At 37.9% G+C, this 24,878-nt stretch carries 21 protein-coding genes and 1 pseudogene; 14 read left to right on the top strand and 8 right to left on the bottom strand.

Translation table 11 applies throughout. The features are described 5' to 3' along the window. Positions 1–75 precede the first annotated feature (75 nt). The gene (locus GL301_RS14070; protein ID WP_003725328.1) at positions 76–1,266 is read right to left on the bottom strand and encodes a multidrug effflux MFS transporter; all 1,191 of its coding nucleotides are present in this window, start codon (positions 1,264–1,266) and stop codon (positions 76–78) included. 600 nt (positions 1,267–1,866) lie between these two features. Here GL301_RS14070 and GL301_RS14065 point away from each other — a divergent pair. From GL301_RS14065 to GL301_RS14035, 7 genes are all read left to right on the top strand, one after another. Then, entirely contained in the window at positions 1,867–2,262 is a 396-nt protein-coding gene (locus GL301_RS14065) for a lactococcin 972 family bacteriocin (protein WP_009928573.1), read from the top strand. A 62-nt stretch (positions 2,263–2,324) separates the two neighbouring features. Further along, a complete protein-coding gene (locus GL301_RS14060; protein ID WP_010959097.1) occupies positions 2,325–4,493 on the top strand; it encodes a bacteriocin-associated integral membrane family protein in 2,169 nt (722 codons plus the stop codon). Further along, positions 4,486–5,109 (top strand): ATP-binding cassette domain-containing protein, encoded by a 624-nt coding sequence (locus tag GL301_RS14055; protein ID WP_003725325.1) that lies wholly within the window; start codon positions 4,486–4,488, stop codon positions 5,107–5,109. The genes GL301_RS14060 and GL301_RS14055 overlap by 8 nt, the downstream gene beginning before the upstream one ends. Beyond that, the gene (locus GL301_RS14050; protein WP_003725347.1) at positions 5,106–5,309 is read left to right on the top strand and encodes a bacteriocin-like WGxF protein; all 204 of its coding nucleotides are present in this window, start codon (positions 5,106–5,108) and stop codon (positions 5,307–5,309) included. The genes GL301_RS14055 and GL301_RS14050 overlap by 4 nt, the downstream gene beginning before the upstream one ends. 164 nt (positions 5,310–5,473) lie before the next feature. Next, on the top strand, positions 5,474–6,310 hold the full coding sequence (licT, locus tag GL301_RS14045; RefSeq protein WP_003727625.1) for a BglG family transcription antiterminator LicT: 837 nt from the start codon (positions 5,474–5,476) through the stop codon (positions 6,308–6,310). Positions 6,311–6,409: 99 nt separating this feature from the next. Beyond that, positions 6,410–8,263 carry a beta-glucoside-specific PTS transporter subunit IIABC gene (locus GL301_RS14040; RefSeq protein ID WP_003730734.1) on the top strand — a complete coding sequence of 618 codons (1,854 nt, stop codon included), beginning with the start codon at positions 6,410–6,412 and terminating at the stop codon, positions 8,261–8,263. Next, entirely contained in the window at positions 8,256–9,704 is a 1,449-nt protein-coding gene (locus tag GL301_RS14035; RefSeq protein WP_021496583.1) for a glycoside hydrolase family 1 protein, read from the top strand. Before GL301_RS14040 ends, GL301_RS14035 begins: the two co-directional genes overlap by 8 nt. Before the next feature lie 39 nt (positions 9,705–9,743). On the opposite strand, the gene gshAB is transcribed toward GL301_RS14035, so the two are convergent. Continuing rightward, positions 9,744–12,074 (bottom strand): bifunctional glutamate--cysteine ligase GshA/glutathione synthetase GshB, encoded by a 2,331-nt coding sequence (gene gshAB / locus GL301_RS14030; RefSeq protein WP_003725321.1) that lies wholly within the window; start codon positions 12,072–12,074, stop codon positions 9,744–9,746. 169 nt (positions 12,075–12,243) lie between these two features. Here gshAB and GL301_RS14025 point away from each other — a divergent pair, with 169 nt between their 5' ends. The 4 genes from GL301_RS14025 to GL301_RS14010 all read left to right on the top strand — a co-directional run bounded on the left by GL301_RS14025 (position 12,244) and on the right by GL301_RS14010 (position 15,856). Beyond that, positions 12,244–13,131 (top strand): ATP-binding cassette domain-containing protein, encoded by an 888-nt coding sequence (locus GL301_RS14025; protein ID WP_003725320.1) that lies wholly within the window; start codon positions 12,244–12,246, stop codon positions 13,129–13,131. A 26-nt stretch (positions 13,132–13,157) separates the two neighbouring features. Beyond that, positions 13,158–14,288: a permease gene (locus GL301_RS14020; RefSeq protein WP_003725319.1), complete on the top strand. Its 1,131-nt coding sequence runs from the start codon at positions 13,158–13,160 to the stop codon at positions 14,286–14,288. 70 nt (positions 14,289–14,358) lie between these two features. Next, positions 14,359–15,021 (top strand): DUF1129 domain-containing protein, encoded by a 663-nt coding sequence (locus tag GL301_RS14015; protein ID WP_003725318.1) that lies wholly within the window; start codon positions 14,359–14,361, stop codon positions 15,019–15,021. A 100-nt stretch (positions 15,022–15,121) separates the two neighbouring features. After that, positions 15,122–15,856, top strand: coding sequence for a MurR/RpiR family transcriptional regulator (locus tag GL301_RS14010; RefSeq protein WP_003722126.1), 735 nt, complete (start codon positions 15,122–15,124; stop codon positions 15,854–15,856). 39 nt (positions 15,857–15,895) lie between these two features. Here the strand turns inward: GL301_RS14010 and GL301_RS14005 are convergent, their stop codons facing one another. The 6 genes and pseudogenes from GL301_RS14005 to GL301_RS13980 all read right to left on the bottom strand — a co-directional run bounded on the left by GL301_RS14005 (position 15,896) and on the right by GL301_RS13980 (position 20,614). Next, entirely contained in the window at positions 15,896–16,204 is a 309-nt protein-coding gene (locus GL301_RS14005) for a PTS sugar transporter subunit IIA (RefSeq protein ID WP_003725346.1), read from the bottom strand. After that, positions 16,197–17,081 carry a beta-glucoside kinase gene (gene bglK / locus GL301_RS14000; protein WP_010959095.1) on the bottom strand — a complete coding sequence of 295 codons (885 nt, stop codon included), beginning with the start codon at positions 17,079–17,081 and terminating at the stop codon, positions 16,197–16,199. Before bglK ends, GL301_RS14005 begins: the two co-directional genes overlap by 8 nt. 11 nt (positions 17,082–17,092) lie before the next feature. Then, positions 17,093–18,445, bottom strand: coding sequence for a PTS sugar transporter subunit IIC (locus tag GL301_RS13995; RefSeq protein ID WP_003725316.1), 1,353 nt, complete (start codon positions 18,443–18,445; stop codon positions 17,093–17,095). Between the two features lie 32 nt (positions 18,446–18,477). Next, the gene (locus GL301_RS13990; RefSeq protein WP_003725315.1) at positions 18,478–18,780 is read right to left on the bottom strand and encodes a PTS sugar transporter subunit IIB; all 303 of its coding nucleotides are present in this window, start codon (positions 18,778–18,780) and stop codon (positions 18,478–18,480) included. A gap of 43 nt (positions 18,781–18,823) precedes the next feature. Next, the gene (locus GL301_RS13985; protein WP_003727629.1) at positions 18,824–20,278 is read right to left on the bottom strand and encodes a glycoside hydrolase family 1 protein; all 1,455 of its coding nucleotides are present in this window, start codon (positions 20,276–20,278) and stop codon (positions 18,824–18,826) included. 27 nt (positions 20,279–20,305) lie between these two features. Beyond that, positions 20,306–20,614 (bottom strand): annotated as a pseudogene (locus tag GL301_RS13980) (hypothetical protein). A 181-nt stretch (positions 20,615–20,795) separates the two neighbouring features. Between GL301_RS13980 and abc-f the strand changes: the two are divergent. The 3 genes from abc-f (at position 20,796) to guaB (ending at position 24,748) form a co-directional block, all read left to right on the top strand. Next, positions 20,796–22,406: a ribosomal protection-like ABC-F family protein gene (gene abc-f, locus GL301_RS13975; protein ID WP_010959094.1), complete on the top strand. Its 1,611-nt coding sequence runs from the start codon at positions 20,796–20,798 to the stop codon at positions 22,404–22,406. A 57-nt stretch (positions 22,407–22,463) separates the two neighbouring features. After that, a complete protein-coding gene (locus GL301_RS13970) occupies positions 22,464–22,994 on the top strand; it encodes an ADP-ribose-binding protein (RefSeq protein ID WP_070298312.1) in 531 nt (176 codons plus the stop codon). A 287-nt stretch (positions 22,995–23,281) separates the two neighbouring features. Then, the gene (gene guaB / locus GL301_RS13965) at positions 23,282–24,748 is read left to right on the top strand and encodes an IMP dehydrogenase (RefSeq protein ID WP_003722118.1); all 1,467 of its coding nucleotides are present in this window, start codon (positions 23,282–23,284) and stop codon (positions 24,746–24,748) included. Positions 24,749–24,878 lie beyond the last annotated feature (130 nt).

The following is a 24,878-nucleotide window of genomic DNA, read 5'->3' as shown; positions in this document are numbered from 1 at the left end:
ATAGTATTTTATATTGTGATAACATTTAAAATAAAACTGGCACCGTTTCAAGATAGAAACGGGGCCAGTTTTTTGCTAAGGGTTATTTCTAGCAGCTATTTTTATACAGAGCAAGGCAATTAGAAGTAATACTAGGCAAAATGCGGGAAATACAAGTATTGATCCTGAATGCAAAACGCCAATGAAGAAAGTACAAAGACTGACAATTACATAATATCCTAAGCTTAAAAAGGCGCCAGCTGTACCGGCAACTTCTTGAAATTTCACTAGTGCTAGACTTAAACAATTTGGTAAAGACATGCCAATTCCTACTAAGATAATAGAAATGAAGAAGATGTAGAATATAACTTGGATAGTAAGCGGGAACAGCGCAACCATGCTAAGAAATAGAGTGCCAATAAGAGCTAGCAAAATTCCTTCTTTAATGATTTTATGAGGTGAATTCTGCTTTAAGCGCCAGTTCGATAGCCAAGCTCCTAAAATAGTTGCCGTAGCCACTGCGCACCCCATGAAGCCATACTGACTCTGATTAAAATGAAACCTCTCAATAAAAATAGTAGGAGCTTCAGAGTAGTAACTAAACAATATTCCATTAAAAATACCAATTAGCACTCCAAAAGCAATTGTATAGCGGTCAAAAATCATTTTTTTACCAATTACTACCATTTTCTGCACACTGAATGGGGTGGCGTTCGCTGTTTTTGTTTCTGGTAGTCGTTTTAAACTCCAGAACAGCAATATCATTCCCATAACTACTAAAAATAAAAAAACCACGCGAAAGCCGTAATATTGTCCGATAAATCCACCAATTAATGGCCCAATTGCCGGTGAAAATGCCAAAGCGGCTGAGATTTTTGCAAATAAATGGTGGCGATCATTACCGTGGTAGTTGTCACGCAAAATGGTCTGTGTTGTAACAGAACCCGTACTTGCGCCAAATGCTTGAACAAAGCGTCCGATAAAAAGCATTGTAATATTATTTGAAAAAAGGCAGACGAAGCAACCAAGAATATAGATAAATATCCCAAAGTTCATTGCTTTTCGTCGACCTAAAAAATCGGAACTAACGCCCCAAAAGAAGACACCAACTGCAAAAGCAAGAAAGTAGATGCTTAAAGTCATTTGAGCCAAATTTAATGAGACGCCGTAGCTCGTAGCAATCTCCGTTAAAGAAGGCGTATAAATAGTTTCGCTAATTTGTGGAAACCCCACAAGGCACACAAGTAATGCTAAATTTATTTTCTTTGTTTCGATGTTTTTTTCCATAAAATTCTCTCCTGAATAAGTTATTTATCTGGGAAAAAAACATCTTTCACAGGGAAATGGTGGGACCATGATTTTAATACGCTCGTAAAAAAGCATGCAGTCACCCCTTTCTATTTTAAACGGAGAAGGTTCCGTTTTTTCGTTAAAGTTTATTGTAGTATAAATGGGTGGAAAGATAAAGTGTTGGTGGACGATTGAATAAATATACACTGATATTTACTTGAATTCAGCATTTAAGTGAACAAGTTCAAATATATGTGGTTAAGTTAAGCTGGTATATGAAACTTTTGTGACTATCAAGCTTGAGGCTGAATAGAAACATGTATAATGAGCTGTCTAGCGCTTTTTTATTCTGAAAATGGAGTTTTTGTAACACGATATGTGTAGAAAATGCACTAAGACACTATAACTTTAGCCATTTAGGATAAGAATGGAGTCGTTCATTACATTTTGGTTATACATTACTTTTTTGTGTTACATTGGGAATAGTTGGAATATTATAAAAGTAAAAATTTGGAGGTTTCATAGGGAAGGATATATTCTAACCTGTTTATTTGGTTATGCAATATAACTATTAATTGGAAAGAGGGGGAGAATACAATGAAGAGAAAAGTATGTGTTTTAGCGATAGCATTGCTTACAGTGTTATCACCGATGGGCGCCTTAGCTGCTCAAAATCTAAATGAAGGAGAGACTAGCTTAGATTCACTAATGAGCGCAAATAAAACAGGTGAAAAAGTGATTTTTTCTGAGACCACAACAGGAAAAAAACCTCTATTAAAAGCAGCGCAATCAGCTGGAGGCGGTACTTTCTGGGTTACATGGGGACAAGATAGACATTATTCAAATTATCAGCATTATAAAAAAATGCATAGATCAAGTGCCTCTAATTTCAGGACGACAGTAAGAAGTAGGTGGGAACCAAAGAGCAATCTAGCAAGTGTTTGGATTAAATCATCGCTATGGGGTAATAAAGCTAATTGGGCTACAAAATAATTACTATAAAGCTAAGAAATTATTATGTTTCTTAGCTTTATAGTTAAACTAAGGATGATTTAATGAAAAAACTTCTTTCCATTATCATATTAGTAACACTTGTCATTGGTAATATAATGTTTTTTACTTTTATTAGTAATACTTTGTCGCGTGATTTTCTTTTTAAAGACCAGACAGAAGTGCAGTTTAAATATAAAGATGACTTTCAGGTTTTAGAAGTTAATAATTCTATAAAGCAATTTTCAGAAGCGAACAATATTAACATAGCGCAGTATACATTTTTAGATGAACGCGATTTGAATATTTATGCCTCTAATCCCCAGTATTCACCAAATATAAAGCTTAAAAAAGGAGATTATCCCGATAAAAATCGGTTTTTGGTGAATCGGGAAAGTGGCGATGAAAAACAATCGGGTGTGATTTATCATCCTTCTAAGTATTGGTCTTTAAAGGTTTATGACTTTGGACAGATTAAAAATGTGAGTCTAAGTGATACTTTTTATGTAAGCGGCTTAGATAACCAGGATACGTATCAGGCTTTTTTAAAGGAATTTGAACAGTACGGGGAAATAACTACGAAAAGTGTTGATGTGAGCTGGTGGAAATATATTAATATCCCGTTACTTATGACTTTGCTTTTGTGTTTTGCTATTTTGTTTGTTTTTACATATTACTATTTAAGATACTCTAAACAACGGTTATTAGTTAATCGTATATGGGGGAATTCTGAATTAGTTACATTAATGTCTTTGTTCAATAAAACTATAATATTTACTTTGTTTAGTGTGTTAGCAATTCTGATAACTTTTGTTAGTATTGTTTTAGCAAATGGGCTAGCCACGTACTTAGTGGAGATAGTGTGGAAGTTGCTTTTATTTAATGTACTTTTATTTATTTTTATTCTGTTTCCAATGTATTTCTTTGGATTACTTAGAATAAAGAAAATTGATCAAGCAAAATCAGACCAGCGTATGCAATCATCAAGACAGCATTTGGCAATCAATCTAGTTATTAAATTTGTGCTGCTCTGCTTATTTATAGGTACTTTTATTGCTTCTTATCAATCACTTCAGACATTAAATACAAGACTAGCTAATATTGATGTATGGGAAGCTACAAAGGACATTTTTAAAGTAAAAGTAGGGGTTTTACCTGAGGGGATTCAAGATAACTTAAAAGCTGATAAAGAGCTAAACAACAATTTAAGTGCTTTTTATGAAGAAGGTACATCTAAGAAAGAGATGTTTTTAATGTATTCGAATAATTTTCAGCGAAGTGAAACTAATACTTTTTTCTATGAAACTTATTTGAAAAAGGACTCTGAAATAAACTCACCTGAGGGTAATAGCGTAGAAATTGATTTTAATTACTTAAAATTAAATCCGATTAAAAGTATAAAAGGTCAGAACGTGGAAAAAGAAGCGATAATCAGTGATAAAGTTTTGAATATTATTGTTCCTAATAGTAAGAAGGGACTAGAGAAAGATATAAAAAACACTTTTCTCGATTACTTCTATTTTCAAAAAGTAGAAGTGGCGAATATTTATAACAAAGCTTTAGACCTGCCTGCTGTGGCGCTAAGTAAGGAAGACTTAAGTGTTAATATTATTTATGCAGAAAATAATCAAGATTATTTTTCCTATGATAGTAATACTGGGGATTTTAGGACTGGAAATATCACGGATCCAATTGCGATTGTATATACGGGAAATATTGACTCATCTAGTATTGGCGCTCATGTAACTTCTTCTGTATATTTTATTGATAAATCGAATGGTGACGCTTTTAACGCTATCTTACCACTTATTAGTAATTCAAATGCAAGAGAAATTACCCATGTAAGGAGTGTTTATCAAGAAGTTTCAAGCGAAATAACTACTTTGAAATGGCAAATATATCAGCAATTGATAGGTACGATTATCTTAGCCCTATGCTTATGCTCTTTTATGGTACTTCTTGTACTGTCCTATTACGGGGAGAACTTATATAAGCAACTAATTTATCATGTATTTGGCTATTCGTTTTGGAAAAGTAGTAAATGGTTTAGTATAAGCAATTTGTTTGTGAGTGTTTTTTCTGGAATCCTCATTTTTATTCTTAGCAAAGAACCGGTTGCCCTATATTTTAGCGTTGTTATTCTCATAATAGAACTATGTGCCATTTATTTCATAAAGGAAAAAGCGATTTATAAAGATTTTAAAGCCATACTTAAAGGTGAAAAATATGATTGAATTAGTTAATGTCAGTAAAAAGATACAAGATAAATTGATTTTGGAAAAAGTCTCTCTTTCTATTGGAGCTGGTGAATTTATTGCAGTCGTCGGCGAGAGTGGTAGTGGGAAGACCACGCTGCTAAATGTTATCGGACACCTAGATTCAAAAGATAGTGGGCAAGTTATTATTAACGAGATGGAATATCAGCCGAAAAAAGAGGTTATGACTCTAAAAAAAGAGGTGTTAGGTTTTATATTCCAAAATTATCTATTGATGGAAAATGAAACAGTGTTAGAAAACTTATCCATTACAGGTGGGAAAAATCGCAAGCTGATGATAGAGCATTTAGAAGAAGTAGGAATGGATGAAAGCTATTTAGCAAAAAAAGTATACCAATTAAGCGGTGGAGAAAAACAACGGATTGCTATTGTGCGAATTTTACTCAAACCATTTCAGTTATTACTTGCGGACGAACCAACAGGCAACTTGGATGATAAAAACAAACACAAAATCATTGAATTATTTTTAGCATTGAAAAAACAAGGTAAAACAATCATTTGTGTCACACATGACCCAGAAATATCTGCAAAAGCAGATCGAATCATTTACATTGAAGGAGGCGAAATAAGATGAAAATTATCGGTATTTCTTTAGTAAATAGTCTTTTAATACTCTTAGTGGTGCTTATTCATAAAATTTTCTTTAGGGTATTATTGCTTGGATATGAAAACTTGGTTATCTATTGGGGCTCCTTTGTTTTAATCTATTTCATTTTAAATTTAATTACAAATAAGATACTGTTACCTAGGGGAGGAATAATCGAAAATAGTTAAGGGTAGAATGGTTTTAACAAAACCCATTGACAGCGATTTCATATGGTGGTACTATATCCATGAGGCTTGTTACCGGTAATGCGGGCAATACCAGATATTAGTTTTTTTGGCTGATATGTGTGGTATTGCTCTTTTTATTTTGCTTCAAATAGGTGGTGATTTGTTTGAGAATTGAGAGGATTTTAAATAATAATATTGTAAGTGCGATTGACGAGGATGCGCAGGAATTGCTGATTTTGGGAAAGGGGCTTGGCTTTAATTCTAAAGTTGGCGATCCAATTAATGAATCGAAAATCGAAAAAGTTTTTGAGTTGAAAGATGACACAATGGATAAGTTTAAAATGATTGTAAATGAAATTCCAATACAATTTTTAGAAGTAACTGACGATATTGTGAAGCTTTTCAAAATGAAAACGACGAAAGATATTAGTGATGTCATCTATATTTCTCTTTCGGATCATCTGTACTTTGCCACGCAACGTTTGCAAGAAAACGTGGTTATCGAAAATCCGCTCTCGTGGGAAGTGAAACGCTTTTATCAGGAAGAATACGCAGTGGCCAAAGAGGCTGCGAAAATGGTGGAAAGTAAGCTTGAAATAGAGCTTCCTGATGCAGAAATTTCTAATATAGCGCTACATTTTGTTAATGCGGAAGTAGATAGTGATATGAACGACGTCACACACATTATGCAGTTAATTCAAGAAATTATTTCTATTATTAAATATCATTTTAACATTGAATTTGATGAAGAAAGTACGAATTATTATCGTTTTATGACCCATCTGAAGTTTTTCTGTCAACGCGTAATTATTGGCGAGACAATTGACGAAATGGATGAATTTCTTTATCAAACAGTGAAGAAAAGTAGAGGCGCTATTTTCGAATGTATTGATAAAATTGGTGTGTTTTTGGAAAAGAATTATCAATTTACGATGAGTCATTCGGAACAGTTTTATCTGGCGCTTCATATTGAACGGCTTTTAAAAAGAAAAAATAACTAATAGGCTTGTTACCGCGATTTGCGGGCAATACCTGGATGATTGTATGCTTTTTTAGGTGCATTTCATTCAGGTTTTTCTATTATATTTAGGAGGATTAGCATGGACTACAATCAATTAGCAAAAGAAATTTTACAGGCAGTCGGTGGGAAAAATAATGTGAATGAAGTTTATCATTGCATTACCAGACTACGGTTTCAATTAAAAGATCAATCGAAAGTAAATGAAAAACAATTAAAAGATTTGGATAAAGTGATGGGGACGAATGTTGCGGGGAATCAATTCCAAGTAATTATCGGAAATGACGTGCCTAAAGTGTTTGACGCATTAGTGACAGAAAATCCTGCTTGGAAAAACAAAGAAACGACAAATAAAACGACACGGCAAAAAGGAATAAAAGGATTTTTCTCGAATATCTTTGATGCACTTTCGGGCGTGTTTGCACCAATTCTTCCTGCGATTGCGGGAGCTGGTTTAATCAAAGGTTTCATGGCATTATTTGTTTCACTTGGTTGGTTAGCAACAGATACAGAAACTTACCGTATCTTGTTAGCTATCGGTGACGGGGTATTTTACTTCTTGCCAATTTTAGTTGCTGTAAGTGCCGCGCGTTACTTTAAAGCGAATATGTTTGTCGCGCTTGGAATTGGAGCGGCGCTACTTTATCCGGATTTAACGGCTTTACTTAGTGCGGGGACAACGCCACACTTTATCGGGTTACCAGTAACTCCAGTGACGTATGCTTACTCTGTTATTCCGATTTTACTTGCAATTTGGATTATGTCGTATGTGGAAAAATGGGTGGACCGGATTATTCCAACCTCGTTAAAACTGTTGTTTGTCCCATTAATTACAATGTTTATTGTTGTTCCTTTGACGCTTGTTGTTATTGGGCCACTAGGTACATTTGTTGGAGACGGTGTATCTGGCGGAATTAACTGGTTATTAAATAATGGTGGAGTTATTGGCGGTATCTTGATTGGTGGTGCCATGGCCATTATCGTTATGACTGGTATGCACTATGCAATTGTTCCATTTGTTATTAGTAATTTAGCAAAATATGGTTATGATAAATTTTTACCGTTAACTTATATTTCCAATATGAGCCAAGCAGGAGCGACTTTCGGTGTATTTTTCCGGGCAAAAGATAAAAAACTGAAATCATTAGCATTTTCAACTGGTTTAACTGCATTAATGGGTGTCACGGAACCGGCAATGTACGGGATAAATGTGGTATATAAACGTCCTTTCATGGCGTCGTTAATTGGTGGGGCTGCTGGTGGCGGCTTTGCAATGATGTTTGGTGTAAAAGCGTATGTCTTAACTGGTAACGGTGGTATTCCAGGACTTCCAGGTCTTGTCGGAGATACTTTTGTTTATGCATTAATTGCGATGGCCTTAGCATTTATCGTGGCTTTAATTTTCTCTTATATTTTCGGTATTGATGAGCAAATGGTAGAAGCAACTCCTGTAGCAGAAAAAATAGCAGCTGGGACAGAAGTTTTGCAAGCTCCAGTTACTGGTGAATTAGTAAAAATGAGCCAAGTAAATGATACTACTTTTGCAGATGAAATTATGGGTAAAAGTATTGCGATTAAGCCAAATGAAGGTAAACTTTATGCTCCAGCTAACGGCACAATCATTTCGCTTTTCAAAACAAAACATGCGATTGCTATGCAGTCAGATAATGGCGCTGAAATATTATTACATGTAGGCATTGATACAGTGAAGCTTGATGGTAATTACTTCACGGCACATGTTGCGACGGGTGATGTAGTGGAACAAGGAGATTTATTAGTAACGTTTGATATGGAAAAAATTGCAGAAAAATATGATACAACAACGATGATGGTAATTACAAATACTAATGAATATGCTTTGGTAGAAGCTAAGGATAGTGGAACGGTAACGAAAGGGAATCAAGTAATGGAATTAAGGAGTGAGCAAAATGAGTAATACGAAGTTTCCAGATGGCTTTATGTGGGGCGGGGCGACCGCGGCTAACCAGTTTGAAGGTGGTTATAATTCAGGCGGAAAAGGGCTTGCCTGTGCGGATTTATTCACTGGTGGAACGCATACAGAGCCAAGAAGAATTACCGCACAATTAGAAGAATCCACTTTTTATCCAAGTCATGAAGCAGTGGACTTTTATCATCATTATAAAGAGGATATTAAGTTAATGGCAGAAGCTGGATTTAAAGTGTTCCGGATGTCCATAAACTGGACTCGTATTTTCCCGACAGGAAAGGAAGCAGAGCCTAACGAGGAAGGATTACAGTTTTATGAAGATGTTTTTAAGGAGCTGAAAAAATATCAGATTGAACCGTTAGTGACGATTGCTCATTTTGATATTCCGCTAGCATTAACGAATGAGGTGAACGGCTGGGCGTCGCGTGATTTGATTGATTACTATCTTCATTATTGTGAAGTGATTTTTAAACGCTATAAACATTTAGTAAAACACTGGTTGACGTTCAATGAAATAAATACTGCAACAATGGAAATTGGGAATTATTTATCGCTTGGCATTCGTCATGCGGAGGGAGATTTCCTTCATCAAAAAGATGACCCAACAGTGAGATATCAAGCCCTTCATCATCAATTTGTTGCTAGTGCAAAAGCGGTAAAACTAGGCCATAGCATCAACCCAGAATTCATGATTGGCTGCATGATTGCTTATATGCCACGCTACCCGCGTACTTGCGAACCAACTGATGTCTTGTTGGCTAAGCAAACGGAAGCAATGCACAGCCATTTCTGCGGCGACGTTCATGTCAAAGGGTATTATCCTTTTTATGCAAAAACATTCTTTAAAGATAATGGTATTGAGCTTGAATTTGACCCAGAAGATGAACAAGTTTTGCGAGAAGGCACGGTTGATTTTTATACTTTTAGCTATTATTTAACGCTTTGTGCATCCAACGATCCTGCCTATAAAAATTCGGGAAAAAGTGTTATTGGAGGGGCTGAAAATCCTTATTTAAAAACAAATGATTGGGGAATGCAGACAGATCCTGTAGGGCTTCGGATTGCACTGAATGATTTATATACTCGCTATAATATTCCGCTTATGGTAGTTGAAAATGGTTTAGGAGCCTTTGATAAATTGGAAGACGATGGGACGATTAATGATCCGTATCGAATTGATTATTTCAAAGAACATATTCTTCAAATGCATAAAGCAATTCAAGATGGTGTAGATTTGATTGGATTTACTATTTGGGGTTGTATTGACCTAGTGAGCGCATCTACAGGGGAAATGGCCAAACGTTATGGTATTATTTATGTGGATAAATACGATGATGGAACCGGTGATTATTCGCGTAAAAAGAAAGCATCCTATTATTGGTATAAAGATGTGATTAGTTCAAATGGTGAAATTGGATTGAGAGAGTAATATAAAATCCCAGCTACGAAACTAGTAGCTGGGATTTTTTTATTCAAATAAGAAATCTAAAATCTTATCACCAATTTTTTTCTTCTCCCCTTGATAAGGGAAGCAGTGCATGTGCATCGCGGGATTGAAATTAAGCTCGATGATAGCATGCTTATCACGGTCGATTGTTTCACGTGGAACAATTATGTCTACGCCGCAAATTTTGGCGTCAAGTACTTGTGTCGCACGAATAGCTATCTCTTTGAAGTAATCGTCCATCTCTTCAGTATAGTCAATGCTGTCGCCACCTGTGCTGACGTTGGAGTTTTCGCGAAGGTAGATAATCTCTTCTGCTTTAGGTATGCTGTCCCAAGAAAGGTTTTGCATAGAGAGCATGAGCGTTTCTTCTGGACCAGTACGGATTTTTTCAAGTGGTTTCAAATGGTCTGTTCCGCGCAAAGGATCAGTGTTCTTTTCTTCAACCAGCTCGCGCACTGTATGGATTCCGTCGCCGGTTACGTTAGCGGGGACACGTTTTAGTACAGCTTCAACTTTGTCGTTAATAACTAAGAAGCGGAATTCGTCGCCAGGAATGAACTCTTCGATAATAACGGAGCTATCATAGCTAAATGCGATATTTAAAGCTTCTTGGTAATCTTCCAGCGTGAATTTATTTTTAAAAATACTGATACCCCACCCGTAGTTGGTGGATTTTGGTTTAACGACAATTTGTTTATCCTCAAATAGGGAGAAAGCTTCTAGTGCAAGGGCTTGGTCGCTAAAACTGTCGCCAAATGGAACGCGAATATCATGTTCTGCAAGTACAAGTTTAGTAACTACTTTATTTTCCATCATTAAAACGGAAACGTAGTTGTCTTTGGATGTTTTGCTCGCTTGTTTTACATACTCCACATGGTCGCCTTTTTGGAAGCGAAGGAAGTTTTCGGCCCGGTCTAATACATCGACTTTGATGCCGCGCGCGATGGCGTCTTTCCAAATGATTTGGGTGGAAAGCTCCATGTCTTCTGCGCCAATCAATTTGTAGGCTAAAGCTTCGGTTTCTTCCATGTAAGTTTTGGCTTGGTTTAAATGGAAGTCAACGTAGCCTTCTTTTGTTACTTGTTGTTTCACTTGTGCAGCAATCGTTTTTTCAGGGTGTAGCAGACGTTCTTTTTGTTTTTCGATGATTGCTTGGAGTTTGGTGTCTTCTGGTCGCAAGCTTTGGATGAAATCGCTCATCTTATTAAGCTCTAAAAGCCCGGCCTCTACGACAGATATTTCTTCATTATCACAATTTTTAAGGGCAGGTTGCGCGAGACCATTTAGCGCAATATTATTTTCATTTTCATCGGCTAATTGTTGGTTGTTGGAGCATAATTCGCGATCTTCTGAAAGCAAACCTTTAATTAAAAATAGGTGAATAAAAGCAAGCTCGTCTTTAGAAATACCATTCGACTCTAATGGATTCAGATCAATAGAGCGAATTTCTAAATATTCCACGCCGTGCTCCGCTAAACTTTCGACTGTTTGGTCGGTATGCGCATTTTTCAAACGAATCGGGTTGTAAAATTCACGCATACTCTCGATTTTCCCTGCTTCGATATAGTTAGAGATGCTAGAAATATAAGCGTCGAAAGAATTGTAATCAACGTAAAGAGCTTCTTTGTTTTTATAACCAGCATTACTATTTCGAAGAGAAATTCCATCACGAAGCGCGCTACTACCGTCCGGAAGGGATTCATCGTGCTTCGTTTTCGAGAAATCAGCAAGGTAAACCGGACTTGCGCCAGTTAAATAAATAAGCAACCAGCGATTTTTCATAAAGTATTTTGCGACTTTTAAATATAGCCGATTTTTAAAATCTTGCTTTGATTCTTCTGGAAGACTAATTTTGTCATAAAGCCCGTCAATTAAAGCTTCTGGGAATGAGAAGTTATAATGAATGCCAGATAATAATTGGATTTTTTTACCGTAGCCTTTTGCTAAATGTTCGCGGTATTTTCTATCCGGGCTATCAGGCGTTTTATATTCAGCAATTGGAATATCTTCTTCGGCTGGTAAAATGGGTGGATTACTAGACGGCCAAAGTAGTTCGTTTTCTGAGCGCAACGAAACGATATTATGAAGATTTTCAAGCCATTCATATACAGAGTCAATCGAGTCCGTTACCGGGGTAATCATTTCAATCTGACTTTCCGAAAAATCGGTTTTAATATATGGGTTATCCTCTTTTGGACCAAAAATAGCGGGATGTGGCGTAAGAGCCAATTTTCCATCAGAAGTTACGCGAATATTTTCTTTTTCTAAACCAAAATGTCCAGAAAATAAAAGCTTCCGGAGCTTAGGGTCTTCTTTAAAAGAATCAAGCATGGTCATATCAAGTTTTATCATGTTTTCACCTCAGGGGTTTTAAATAAGTTCATATAGGGATATTTTACCGCAATATGTGAAATTAGTATAATGATTGGTTTGTAACTTTTTATAGCGAATTGGTAGAAAATTTTTAAAAATGTAGAAAAAATATTCCGGAGCTTATATAATGAGTGAAAGAGGTGGAATAATGAAAATTCGGAACTTAACTAAAAAGATGGACGATAACTTGGTTTTGAAGGATGTTTCATTTGATTTAAAAGCAGGGGAGATTACTGCATTAATTGGCCGCAATGGCGTTGGGAAAACAACTCTATTTTCAACGATGACGGGAATTTATTTGCCTGATGAGGGCGATGTTTTCTTAGGTGAAGAGAGTATTTTTAAGCACCCGGAAGTGAAGCAACAGCTGTTTTTCTTGGAAGATAATATGAATCATTTTAATACATATAGTGTACAGACGGTTGTTAAGATATATCGACAAATTTATACGACTTTTGATGAGGCTTTTTTTAATGAATTAATGCAGCGATTTGAACTGCCAATGAAGGCTAAGTTAATGTCTTTTTCAAAGGGACGGAAAGCCTTATTTTTTATTATTTTAGCTGTTTCACTTAATGTTCGATTCTTGCTGCTAGATGAACCGATGGATGGGCTAGATATCATTATTAAAAAGCAGATTTTAGCAACGATAAAGGACACGGTGAAAAAACGAGGAACAAGTGTAGTGATTGCGTCTCATCGTTTGGAAGAACTCGAGGCTATTGCGGATCGAGTGATTGTTCTAAAGGGCGCGAGCGTGGAACTGGATTATTATTTAGAAGATATGCGGACCGATGCGGTGAAAATACAAGTTGCATTTAAAACGAAAAAAATACCTGATTTTGTGAAAAATAACGCGCAATTATTGTATCGTAATGGGCGGATTTACACGCTTCTAGTGACTGAAAATGCTAGCAGTTTTCTTGCCGAATTGCGCTTAGAAGAACCGGTTTTGCTAGAAGAAATGTCGATCTCGATAGAAGACATTTTCACGGTGCATTTAGCAAATGATAAAATAGATTATTACGAGATTTAAAACAGACAGGAGGGACAAGGCTAATAATGTTTAATCGAGGTTTATGGTACCGAGAATGGCGTAATATGAGATGGATGCTTTTGGGTGTTGTGATACTATTTTTCTTAGGAATTACTTTGGGACTAATGTCAGACGCAGATAGATGGAATAGTCAAAAAGAGTACTACGAATCAAGTGAGTTTTTAAAGCAACAGAAAGAAAATCCTGAATTTAAAACTTCTGATGAGGAAATGAAAGCTAGTTTGACAGTGGCGTATTTAGCGGTTCCAATGTATACAAATTTTGTTCAAGATGAGTTTGTAGATTACATGCCATTTATGTTTTATTTTCAAGTAGAAATGTTTTTTACATTGATTAAGGTGAGTGTTTTTATTTTAGGGGTTTTGGCAGTTATTTTTGAGCGCTACACAAGAGCGAATCGTTTTACGGCATCATTACCATATAAACGGACGCACATAGTTGGGGTTAAAATGATGATGGGAATAGCGACCATTGGGCTGAGTTATCTTATCTCGATGGGAATTGGGTTGACATACTTCATGTCGCATGTTCCAAAAGAATATATTCAATTAGATGCACCAAAATTTTGGGTGGATATAGTTGGTGGATTATTTACTTATTTACTTATATTTTTAGTAGCTATTTTAATTGGTTTATTGATAGGTTCGCCTATTGCTGCGGCTTTTGTGGCATTTGGTGTGATGTTACTGCCGAGCGTGTTAAATCCTACTTTAGATAACATGTATAACTTTATTTGGCCGCATGGCGGAGATAAAGGGATGTCTAAACTGCTACGATTTGAGGATTATGTGAACATATTTTCTCCGTTTTCGTTTGAGTCCGCCTCGTTTGGGGCTGTGATTTTTAGCGTAATATTAAGTGTACTCATGGTTGTTGCTATTTTAATCTTATATAAGAAGCAGCATATTGAACGAAGTGGTTATTTATTTGCATTTTCTTGGGTTAAATGGCCGTTTTTAGTGTTGTTTTCGTTATTTGTTGGGATGACTGCAGCTAATTTGGCAGTAACAGATACAGAGCTTGGTTTCGTTGGCTATTTAGCTTGGGGAATTGGCGCGACGATTGGTAGTTTTATTTTAGCACTCTACATTTTAAACAAAATGCGCGGGCTTTTTCAATTGTCTAAAACGAATTAAAAAAATAGCTTTTTTATAGCAGGTAAGTCCGGTATAATAGAGGATAGAATGAGCGAGGGAGGATTTAGCATTGACGACAGAAACAGAAACGATTAAACCGCAGTTAGCTGAATTGAAAGCTAATTTAACGAAGCGGAACTTGCAATATGTGATGGAAGTAGAAAAACATTTGCGAGAAACTCATTACAGCGCAGAACAACAAGAGATTATTGTTTATGAAATGAGCGAAAAGATTTTAGCCGAACAGAAAAAAGGCATAACAGCGAGAAAATTATTTAATTTAACACCAACAGAATATGTTGTTTCTTTAGATGTGAAAGCTGCTACAGTGGAGCAAAATACGGACAAATGGTGGCTAGTACTTGACGGTGGACTCCTTGTACTTGGAGCGATGATGCTGATTTCCGGAATTAGTGCTTATTTCCAAAAAAATGCGCAGACTTTGGGAATTATCGTGTTGTTAATCACTGCAGTTGTCGGTGGTTTCGCAATGCTTATCTTGCGTAAATACGCTTCAAACATGCGTGCAGGCCAAAAAGGTGGAACGATAAAATACTTACTAGTAGCAGTTGGAGTCATTGCAGTGTGGATGTTTGTAATGACGATTGTACAAGTAACTATTCCTCCAAATATCAATGTAGCGTTAAGTCCGATTGTTAACACAGTTGGTGGTGCAATTATTATTGCCCTACGTTTCTATGTGAAGAAAAAGAAAAATATTCCATCCTTATAATAAGATGGACACGGACAGGTGACCTAGATTGCATAATGCGAGTTGGGTCGCCTGTTTTTATTTCCCGGGAAATACTGATACAGATGAGGTGAATAAACTTATGTTTTCGTATGAAGTGATTAGACAATTTACAGAGACAGAGCATCATTTATACCGGTACATAATGGACAATCGGGACAAAGTTATGTTTATGAGAGTGCGCGAGCTTTCGGAAGTGACGCACGTCTCGCCGGCTTCGATTGTTCGATTTACAAGAAAATTAGGCTGTGAAGGCTTTTCGGAATTTAAAGTGAAGCTAAAACAAGAAGCGACTCGTGAGGTAAAGAAAAAAACCGCGGATACAGTGGAAGTTTTAGAGGAATTCTTTGAACGAACAATGAACCGTGATTATGATCATGTGTTAGACGCGGCGGCGGAGATCATCAATGAAGCCGATTTAGTCGTGTTTTTCGGAATTGGGACTTCAGGGATTTTGGCAGAATATGGCAGTCGTTTTTTCTCCAATATGAAGAAGCGGACTTTTTATATTAAAGATCCATTTTATCCTAACCCGGGAGAGCAATTTAAAAATAAAGCAGTGATGATTATTCTTTCTGTGTCAGGCGAGACGGATCAGGTGCTTGAGCAGGCGCAAAATATGCAGCAGTATGGCAGTCGGATTATTAGTATAACCAATACGAGCCACAATACGCTCGCGGGCTTGTCTGATGTTAATATTCCGTATTATGTAACTCAAGAAATGGTTGATAAGACGAATATTACGACGCAAATCCCGGTACTTTTTTTACTGGAAGCGATGGCGAAGAAAAATTATAATCAAGAGCAAGAAGAATAATAAAAAGCGTGTAGGTTTTCATGACCTACACGCTTTTCTTTAGCTTATTTTTTTATATACATGCACGAACTCAGTGACAACTTCTCTTAAAGTTTCGGTTGTGATGAGTAAGTCTTCCGCATGGATTAAAAGTAATTGGATTTCCACTTTTTCACCGGAAGCTTCTTTTTGGATTAGCTTATGATGCTCGTGGTGCCCATTTGCAAGAGTTTCGCTACCTTCTTGTAGTTTTGCTTCTGCTTCCTCGAAATTGCCTTCACGAGCCGCACGAAGCCCTTCTAAGTAACTGCTTCTCGCAGAACCAACTTGGCTAATCATGCCAAAAATTACTGTTTCCATTTCATTCATGTCTATTTTCCTCCTGTAAAAAGTGATACACTGCGCCGAGTAGGCCAGCTTGGTTTTTATGTGTTGCTGTTTCGATAATTGTGTCACGCAGCCCAAAGCTCTCCATATGATGCTTTAGCTCCGTGATAAAAGTAGGGCGACTTGTAATTCCACCACCAATAAAGATATGCGTTGGATCGAACAAGTAAATTAAATTATAAAGCCCCGTACAAATTCCAGTATAAAACTCAGTAATAAGACGTTCTGAGACGGCGTCGTGTCCATCATACTTAGCAAAAATTTCTTCGCCAGTAATCTCTTCCAAAGGGCGCCCAGTAAGTTCCGCGTATTGTCTGCGAAGAACAAGCATTGTGGTAGTCTCATTTAGCGTATATTTGCCAGGACGGAAAGCCCCTGGACGTTCGCTAAACATATAACCAAACTCGCCAGCCCGGAAACGACCACCACGAACTAATGCGCCATTGGAAAAAATTCCGCCGCCAATCCCAGTTCCGATTGTTAGACAAAGAAAATCATCCAAATTTTGTCCTTTACCAAGCCATTTTTCGGCAAGAAGGGCGCAATTGGCGTCATTTTCAATGGCAACAGGAATTCCGGTTTCTGCTTCAAGCCATTCTTTCAAATTAAAGTTATCAAATCTACGGATAGCGCCGCCCATTGTAATAAGTCCGGTTTTTGGGTTCACATAGCCAGGCGCGCTGACTGCAATTCCGGTTACATCCTTATTTTCAGTAAGAAATAATGTCATTTCTGCTAAAATTTGGTCGCCGTCGCTACCGCTGATTTCGGCGGATTTTGTTAGTATAATTTCACCATGCGGCAAAACGACCCCCATTTTAAGGGCCGTTCCACCGATATCAAAAGCTGCAATTTTCATTTTGTCACATCCTATTGTTCCGTTGAGGCTGTTGCATTTTTGTCCATTGCAGCATCACTCGCGGCAATTTTGTTAGATACAAGTACGAATGGTAGATAAATGACTGTCGCGACGGCTAGACAGAGCAAGCCGACCAGAAGCGCGAGCCAGTTTCCTCCTGTACCAAGAAATGGAATCAGTGGTCCTGGAGTTGTCCAAGGCACTTGATAGGCGACAGGTGGAATAAGTTTTGTTGAGATAAAGAAGTAACCAATTAATGTATTGATTGCTGGTGTAATGATGAAAGGAATAACCATAATTGGGTTTAATACGATTGGTAAACCGAAAATAACTGGTTCATTGATGTTGAAAATCCCTGGTGCAAGAGAAAGTTTCGCGATATCTCGGTAGTCTGCACGACGAGAAGCGATAAAGATAGCAATCAGTAAACCTAGAGTCATACCAGATCCGCCGTAGTTTGCAAATCCGTCATTTAGGCCAGCCCATGTTGCTGGGTATGGAGCTCCCCAAGCAGAACCGTGCTGTGCTACGTAAGATAAGTTGTCTAAGTTTGGTTCAGTGAAGATGGTGTCACGAATAGCCGCAACAGTGTTAGGCCCGTGAATACCAAGAACCCAAAGTAAGTTAGAAACAAGCCCGATGATAATTACAGAGAATACGTTAGTTCCCATGTCTTTAAGTGGCGCTTGAATAACTGTGTAAACAAGGTCGTTTAAACCTTCTGGAGCGATTAAAGTGATTAAGTAGTTAATGACAGAGAAAAGAATAGTGATGATGATAACTGGAATTAATACTTTAAAAGAACGAGCAACTGCTGGTGGTACTTGGTCAGGCATTTTGATCATTAAACGAGGGGATCTAGCTAGACGGCTAAATACTTCCCCAGTAATAATCGCTACAATAATAGCAACGAAAAGACCTTGTGCGCCTAAGAATTTGATTGTCATGTAAGATGCATTGTCAACTACTGTGTAAGGTGTATACACGATAAAGAATGCACCTATCGAGGTAAGTCCACAGAGCAAATCATCCTGTTTAAAGAAGATGGCGAGATTCCGTGCGACTAAGAATACGATCAGAATGGCCATAATATTGGTCGAACCTTGCATTACCGGCGAAAATACAGCCTGTGCATCGGCTAAATTAGGGAAAATTTTCCCTAGGAATAAGATTTTTGCAATAAAGCCATCTGGTGATAATACTGCGAAGTTAATCAAAGTGATAATTGAACCAGCCATAATTAATGGGAAAACTAAAATAAATGCATCACGAATTGCTGCAATATGGCGCTGCGAGTTCAATTTATTCGCAACTGGTACTAAAACACGTTCCATGCCGTGTTCAAATTTTGACATTATACTCATTTTAAAACCTCCCTATTTTGAATGAATCTCCCTTAACCAATCTCCGCGAAAGCTTTTTCAAGAACGGCTTTCCCGTTTAACATACCATAATCTTTCATATCGATAACAATAACAGGAATGCGACCCTGTACGAGTTCATCTACTTGCGGTTTTTGGTAACGGACTTGAGGTCCAAGCATCACGATATCCATTTTGTCCACAACGCTGCTAGCTTCTGATACTGGTAATGCTTCGATTTCAATTTCTTCCCCAATAGAGGTTGCGTGCGCTTTCATTTTAGTAACGAGTAAGCTTGTCGACATTCCGGCCGCACATACAAGTAATATTTTTTTCATTAAAATTTCCCTCCCAAAATGGTTGAAGCAGAGAGAACAAGGCTTATTTGCCCTGTTCTTCTACTAAATTAGCTCCGTTTGCTTCGATGGTCTTTTTATACCAGTAAAAACTATCTTTTTTATAGCGTTTTAATTCTTTTTCATCGTTTTCGTCGCGGTCTACATATACGAAACCGTAACGTTTTTGGTAGCCGTTTAACCAGCTTAGTAAATCTGTGAAGCTCCAAGTGCAGTAACCGAGCATCTCTACGCCGTCCGTGATTGCTTCTTGGATTGCTAGAGCATGCGCGCGAATGTATTCAATTCGGTACTCATCATGGATTTTATGGTCTTCCGTCAAGCTATCATACTCACCAAGACCATTTTCTGTAATCATGATTGGTAATTTATAGCGGTTAGTAATTCTACGTAAGCCAATGCGCAAGCCAGTTGGATCAATATCCCAGTCCCAATTCGTTTTCTCTAAGTATGGATTATTGGTGTTTTTGTATAACCCCGGTACACCAGTTTCCTCGGAAGTGCCTTTTTCGCCAGTTGTATTCATTTTCCCAGAACCAACGCCGTCTTTCCCATTAAATGCATGAGTCATTGAGCGGTAATAGTTAACTCCCATGAAATCAGGTTTTCCTTTTTTCAGAAGCTCCGTATCGCCTGGTAAGATTTCCGGTGCAAGACCGTGCTCTTCTAGCCAGTTCCAAGTAGCAGTCGGATATTCACCCCATGTGTAAACATCCATCCAGAAATGGGCATTGAATTCTTCGGAGTTTTCAGAAGCTAATACATTTGCTGGGTTAGCATCGATGGAGTAACTTGGTCCATAAGCAAAACTTGGTCCAATTTTTCCGGATGTACCTAGCTCGCGGAATTTAGCAATTGCAGAAGCATTCGCCAAGTTCGCATTGTGATTTGCCGCAAACATACGCTTGTCGTCAGAAACGCCAGGTGGGTGATACGCTAATTTGTAACCGTGTGAGATAAATACGTTCTGTTCATTAAGTGTTACCCAGTATTTAACTCGGCCGTTAAAGCGTTTGAATAGAAGGGCAGCGTAGTTAGTGAAATCTTCTACGACTTTGCGCGACTCCCATCCACCATATTCGTCTTGAAGCCCTTGCGGAATATCCCAGTGATAAAGTGTAACGACTGGCTCAATTCCATAAGAAAGAAGTTCATCAATCAAATTATCATAGAATTTAAGTCCTGCTTCGTTAACTTCCCCGTTACCATGCGGGATAACGCGACTCCATGCGACAGAGAAACGATATGCTTTTAGGCCCTGTTCAGCCATTAGTGCGACATCTTCTTTATAACGATGGTAATTATCCACCGCTACATCTCCGTTTGTTTCTTTGAATGTTGTTCCAGGAATACGAACAAATTCATCCCATACAGATGGTCCTTTGCCATCCTCATCCCAGGCACCTTCTACTTGGTACGCTGCAGAAGCTGATCCCCATAGAAAATCTTTTGGGAAAGGTTTCAACTTATTATGTTCCATTATGGCACCTCCAAAAATTATGTGCGATTAGTCTGTTTTAGTTTTGCTTGCCTTATTAATGTAAACGGTTTCGACTAATTGGTAAATAGATTTTGGTGCTTTGGGTTCGTGTTTCATATCAATGGTATAAGTTTCTGAGCTGAAACGCTGTGTTTCGTGCATGTGATTGGAAGAACAATTGACATTTGGGGAAGTATCCCTTATTCTATATGTATTAATGAAAAGAGGTGAGATGACATGTTTCTTTCGAATGCACGATCTAATATAGCTAAATTCTTATATATTGTCCGTGCAATTTTTTCCGGTATTGCAGTTACATTGGCGAAGTCTGCCCAAAAAACTGTATAACTAGAAAAAATGAGAGAAGCATGGAGTCACGCAATCGGTTTGTATAGTGCTAAATTAGTATTATACTTATAATTGGCGTCGGGCGCTTGTCTGACGCTTTTTTTGTTGTCTGAAAAATTGTTTCACGTGAAACAATTTGCCATGCTTCCTTGGATAAATGGAGGATAAAATGACAATAGTAGCAATGAATGATGTAGTTAAAAGTTTTACCGGAGATATTATTTTAGAGAAAGTATCACTTCAATTAGAAGAAGGTGAGCGCGTCGGTTTAATTGGTCGTAATGGCGAAGGGAAAAGTACTATTTTGAAGATTTTAAAAGGAACTGAGGGCGTTGATAGCGGGATTGTGACGAGCAAAAAGGGCGCGAAAATTGGGCTTTTAGAGCAATTATCGACGGTGGATCCCAATATAATAGTAGAACAATATTTACGAACTAGTTTTGGTGAGTTAGAGGAGCTGGAAAAAGAATTACGAGCATTAGAAGGAGAAATGGCAACAAATTCCAGCGAAAAATTAATGAACCGCTACGGAGATAAAATGGCTTTATTTGGCGAGCTTGGCGGCTATGAGATGGATGCCAATTTGAATAAAGTGGTGAATGGTCTTGGTATTGGATCGCTACTGTCGCAACGATGGGGAGACTTGAGTGGTGGTGAGAAGACGAAGGTTGCATTAGCGCATTTATTATTACAGAAAACAGATTTATTACTCTTAGATGAACCGACGAACCATTTGGATTTGATGGCGGTAGAATGGTTGACCGCGTTTTTACAACATTATTCGGGAACCGTATTAGTTGTATCTCATGATCGCTACTTTTTAGATGAAGTAGTCGAGAAAATGGTGGAGCTTGAGAACCGCGAATTAATCGTTTATCATACGAATTTTTCTGGATATTTGAAAGAACGAGAAGAACGGCTATTGCGGGAATTCCAAGATTACAAAGACCAACAAAAGAAAATCAAAAAGATGCAGCAAGCCATCAAACGATTGCGCCAGTGGGCAATGCAAGCCAATCCGCCAAACGATGCCATGTTCCGAAGGGCGAAAAACATGGAACGCGCATTAGAACGGATGGAAAAAGTAAAGCGTCCAGTGTTAACGCAAAAACAAATGCAATTACAATTCGATGAAGCTGGTCGAAGTGGACAAGAAGTTGTGGTTATGGAAAACTTAAGCAAGTCATTTAGCGAAAAAGCAATCGTACAAGATGTTTCTTTGCAAATTAGGCAAGGAGAACGAGTAGCGATTATCGGTGAAAACGGCGCCGGCAAATCTACTTTGCTTAAAATAATGGAAGGGAAAGTTGTTCCTGATGTTGGCATGATTAAGGTTGGTGCAAGTGTGAAAATCGCGTCGCTTTCTCAGCAAATGGAAGAGCTGAATGAAAAGCTGACTGTACTGGATGCATTTCGGGATAAGGTTGCTGTGACAGAAGGAGAAGCACGACAAATGCTAGCAGGCTTCATGTTTTATGGAGAGATGGTTTTCCGAAAAGTAGGGAACATTAGCGGCGGAGAACGTATGCGACTTAGGTTAGCGCAATTTATTAATATGCCAGTGAATACGCTGATACTTGATGAGCCGACTAACCATTTAGATATCGCCTCGCGTGAAATTTTAGAAGAAGCAATTCGAGCATTTAGCGGCACAATTATCACTGTATCGCATGATCGCTATTTTATTGATCAGCTATGTTCTAAAGTAATTTGGCTGGAGAATAAACAATTAACCGTTTATGAAGGTAATTACAGTTATGCAACTAGTAAGCGAAGATAATCGACTTGCTGGAAATCACTTTCAAAATAAATTAGAATGAAGAAAAGAGGTGATGGTATGGAGATAACAGTTGTAAAAGGTGATATTACGAAACAAGATGTAGATGTCATTGTAAATGCTGCTAACCCCGGACTTTTAGGTGGCGGCGGAGTGGATGGCGCTATCCATCAAGCGGCGGGTCCAGATTTATTAAAAGAATGTCAAGAGGTTATTAATCGCATTGGGACTTGTCCTGCGGGTGAGGCGGTCATTACGTCTGCCGGCGATTTACAAGCAAGTTACATTATTCATGCTGTAGGTCCGATTTGGAAAGACGGAGAGCATCAAGAAGCGAATAAACTGGCATCTTGTTATTGGAAAGCGCTAGATTTAGCGGCTGGAAAAGAATTAACTTCGATTGCATTTCCTAATATTTCTACGGGTGTGTATGGTTTTCCTAAAAAACTAGCAGCTGAGGTAGCGCTTTATACCGTTCGCAAATGGGCGGAAGAAGAGTATGACACAAGTATTGAAGAAATACGCTTTGTTTGTTTCGATGAAGAAAATTTGAAGTTATACAACAAATTAATAAACAGTGAAGTCGTTTAAGATAACAATCTTAGGCGGCTTTTTCAAATGTTTCACGTGAAACATTTTTTACTATATTTTCTGAATAAAACAACAACGGAAAACCTTCTTGACATAGCTCCAAGCTTCTTGTAACATCATATTCAATAACTAAAAATATACATTGGCTATTTCAGCATGATTATAGAAGACAAGTCGCATGATGTGGATATTTTCCACCATTTTTTCTTTATGAAAATAAGGATAAGATGATGCGTTTTTTCTATATAAAAAAGCGAGTACCAATAAAAAAGGAGTGTTTGCGACCCATGTGGGAAACAAAATTTGCAAAAGAAGGCTTAACATTTGATGATGTTTTACTTGTTCCAGCGAAATCGGACGTATTACCAAATGATGTAGATTTAAGTGTAGAAATGGCTCCATCACTCAAATTAAATGTACCAATTTGGAGTGCCGGAATGGACACAATTACAGAAGCTAAAATGGCAATTGCAATTGCGCGCCAAGGCGGAATCGGTGTTGTTCATAAGAATATGAGTATTGAACAACAAGCAGAAGAAATCGAGAAAGTTAAACGCTCAGAAAGTGGCGTTATTATTGATCCATTTTATCTGACTCCAGATCACCAAGTTTTTGCTGCAGAGCATTTGATGGGTAAATATCGTATCTCAGGTGTTCCAATCGTGAACAACGAGAAAGAGCGCAAACTAGTTGGGATTTTAACTAACCGCGATTTACGTTTTATTTCCGATTATTCTACAGTAATTAAAGATGTTATGACAAAGGAAAACCTAGTGACAGCGCCAGTTGGAACTACGCTAAAACAAGCTGAGCAGATTCTGCAAAAACACCGCATCGAGAAATTGCCACTTGTTGACGAAGCAGGCATTCTAAAAGGGCTTATCACTATTAAAGATATTGAAAAAGTAATTGAATTCCCGAACTCTGCTAAAGACAAGCATGGTAGACTACTTGCCGCAGCAGCTGTTGGAATTACGAATGATACTTTTGTACGTGTAGAGAAATTAATCGAGGCGGGTGTTGATGCGATTGTTATTGATACTGCGCACGGACATTCAGCGGGAGTTATTAATAAAATTTCCGAAATCCGCCAAACTTTCAAAGATGTAGTAATTGTTGCCGGAAACGTTGCAACAGCTGAAGGAGCACGTGCTCTTTTTGAAGTTGGTGTTGATATCGTCAAAGTTGGGATTGGTCCTGGTTCCATCTGTACGACACGTGTTGTTGCAGGTGTTGGGGTTCCTCAAATCACAGCGATTTACGATTGTGCAACTGTTGCACGCGAATTTGGTAAAACAATTATCGCAGACGGCGGCATTAAATACTCCGGTGATATCGTGAAAGCTCTAGCTGCTGGAGGAAATGCGGTTATGCTAGGAAGTATGCTTGCTGGAACAGACGAAAGCCCTGGTGAAACAGAAATTTTCCAAGGTCGTCAATTCAAAACTTACCGTGGTATGGGTAGTTTGGCAGCGATGGAGCACGGTTCAAAAGATCGTTATTTCCAAGCAGATGCGAAAAAATTGGTTCCTGAAGGTATTGAAGGTCGCGTTCCTTACAAAGGCTCCGTTGCTGATATTATCTTCCAATTAGTTGGCGGTATTCGTTCAGGTATGGGTTACACTGGCTCTCCTGATTTAAGACATCTTCGTGAAGAAGCAGCATTCGTTCGTATGACTGGCGCTGGACTCCGTGAAAGCCACCCACATGATATTCAAATTACAAAAGAAGCACCAAACTATAGCATTTCTTAAGGTCGAAAAAGCAGGAATCTCTTCCAAAAGAGGTTTCTGCTTTTTTATTTCTACTATAAAAATAAGAAAGCTGCGAGAAAACACGAATTTCTCCAAAAAGCTTCAATTAAAGTCATAAAACCGCTATACT

It is taken from the genome of Listeria sp. LM90SB2, from assembly GCF_028867355.1.
In the GTDB taxonomy this organism is placed as follows: domain Bacteria; phylum Bacillota; class Bacilli; order Lactobacillales; family Listeriaceae; genus Listeria; species Listeria monocytogenes_B.
The sequence above is the reverse complement of the archived record's forward strand: the minus strand, read 5'-3'. Positions and strand labels throughout refer to the sequence as shown.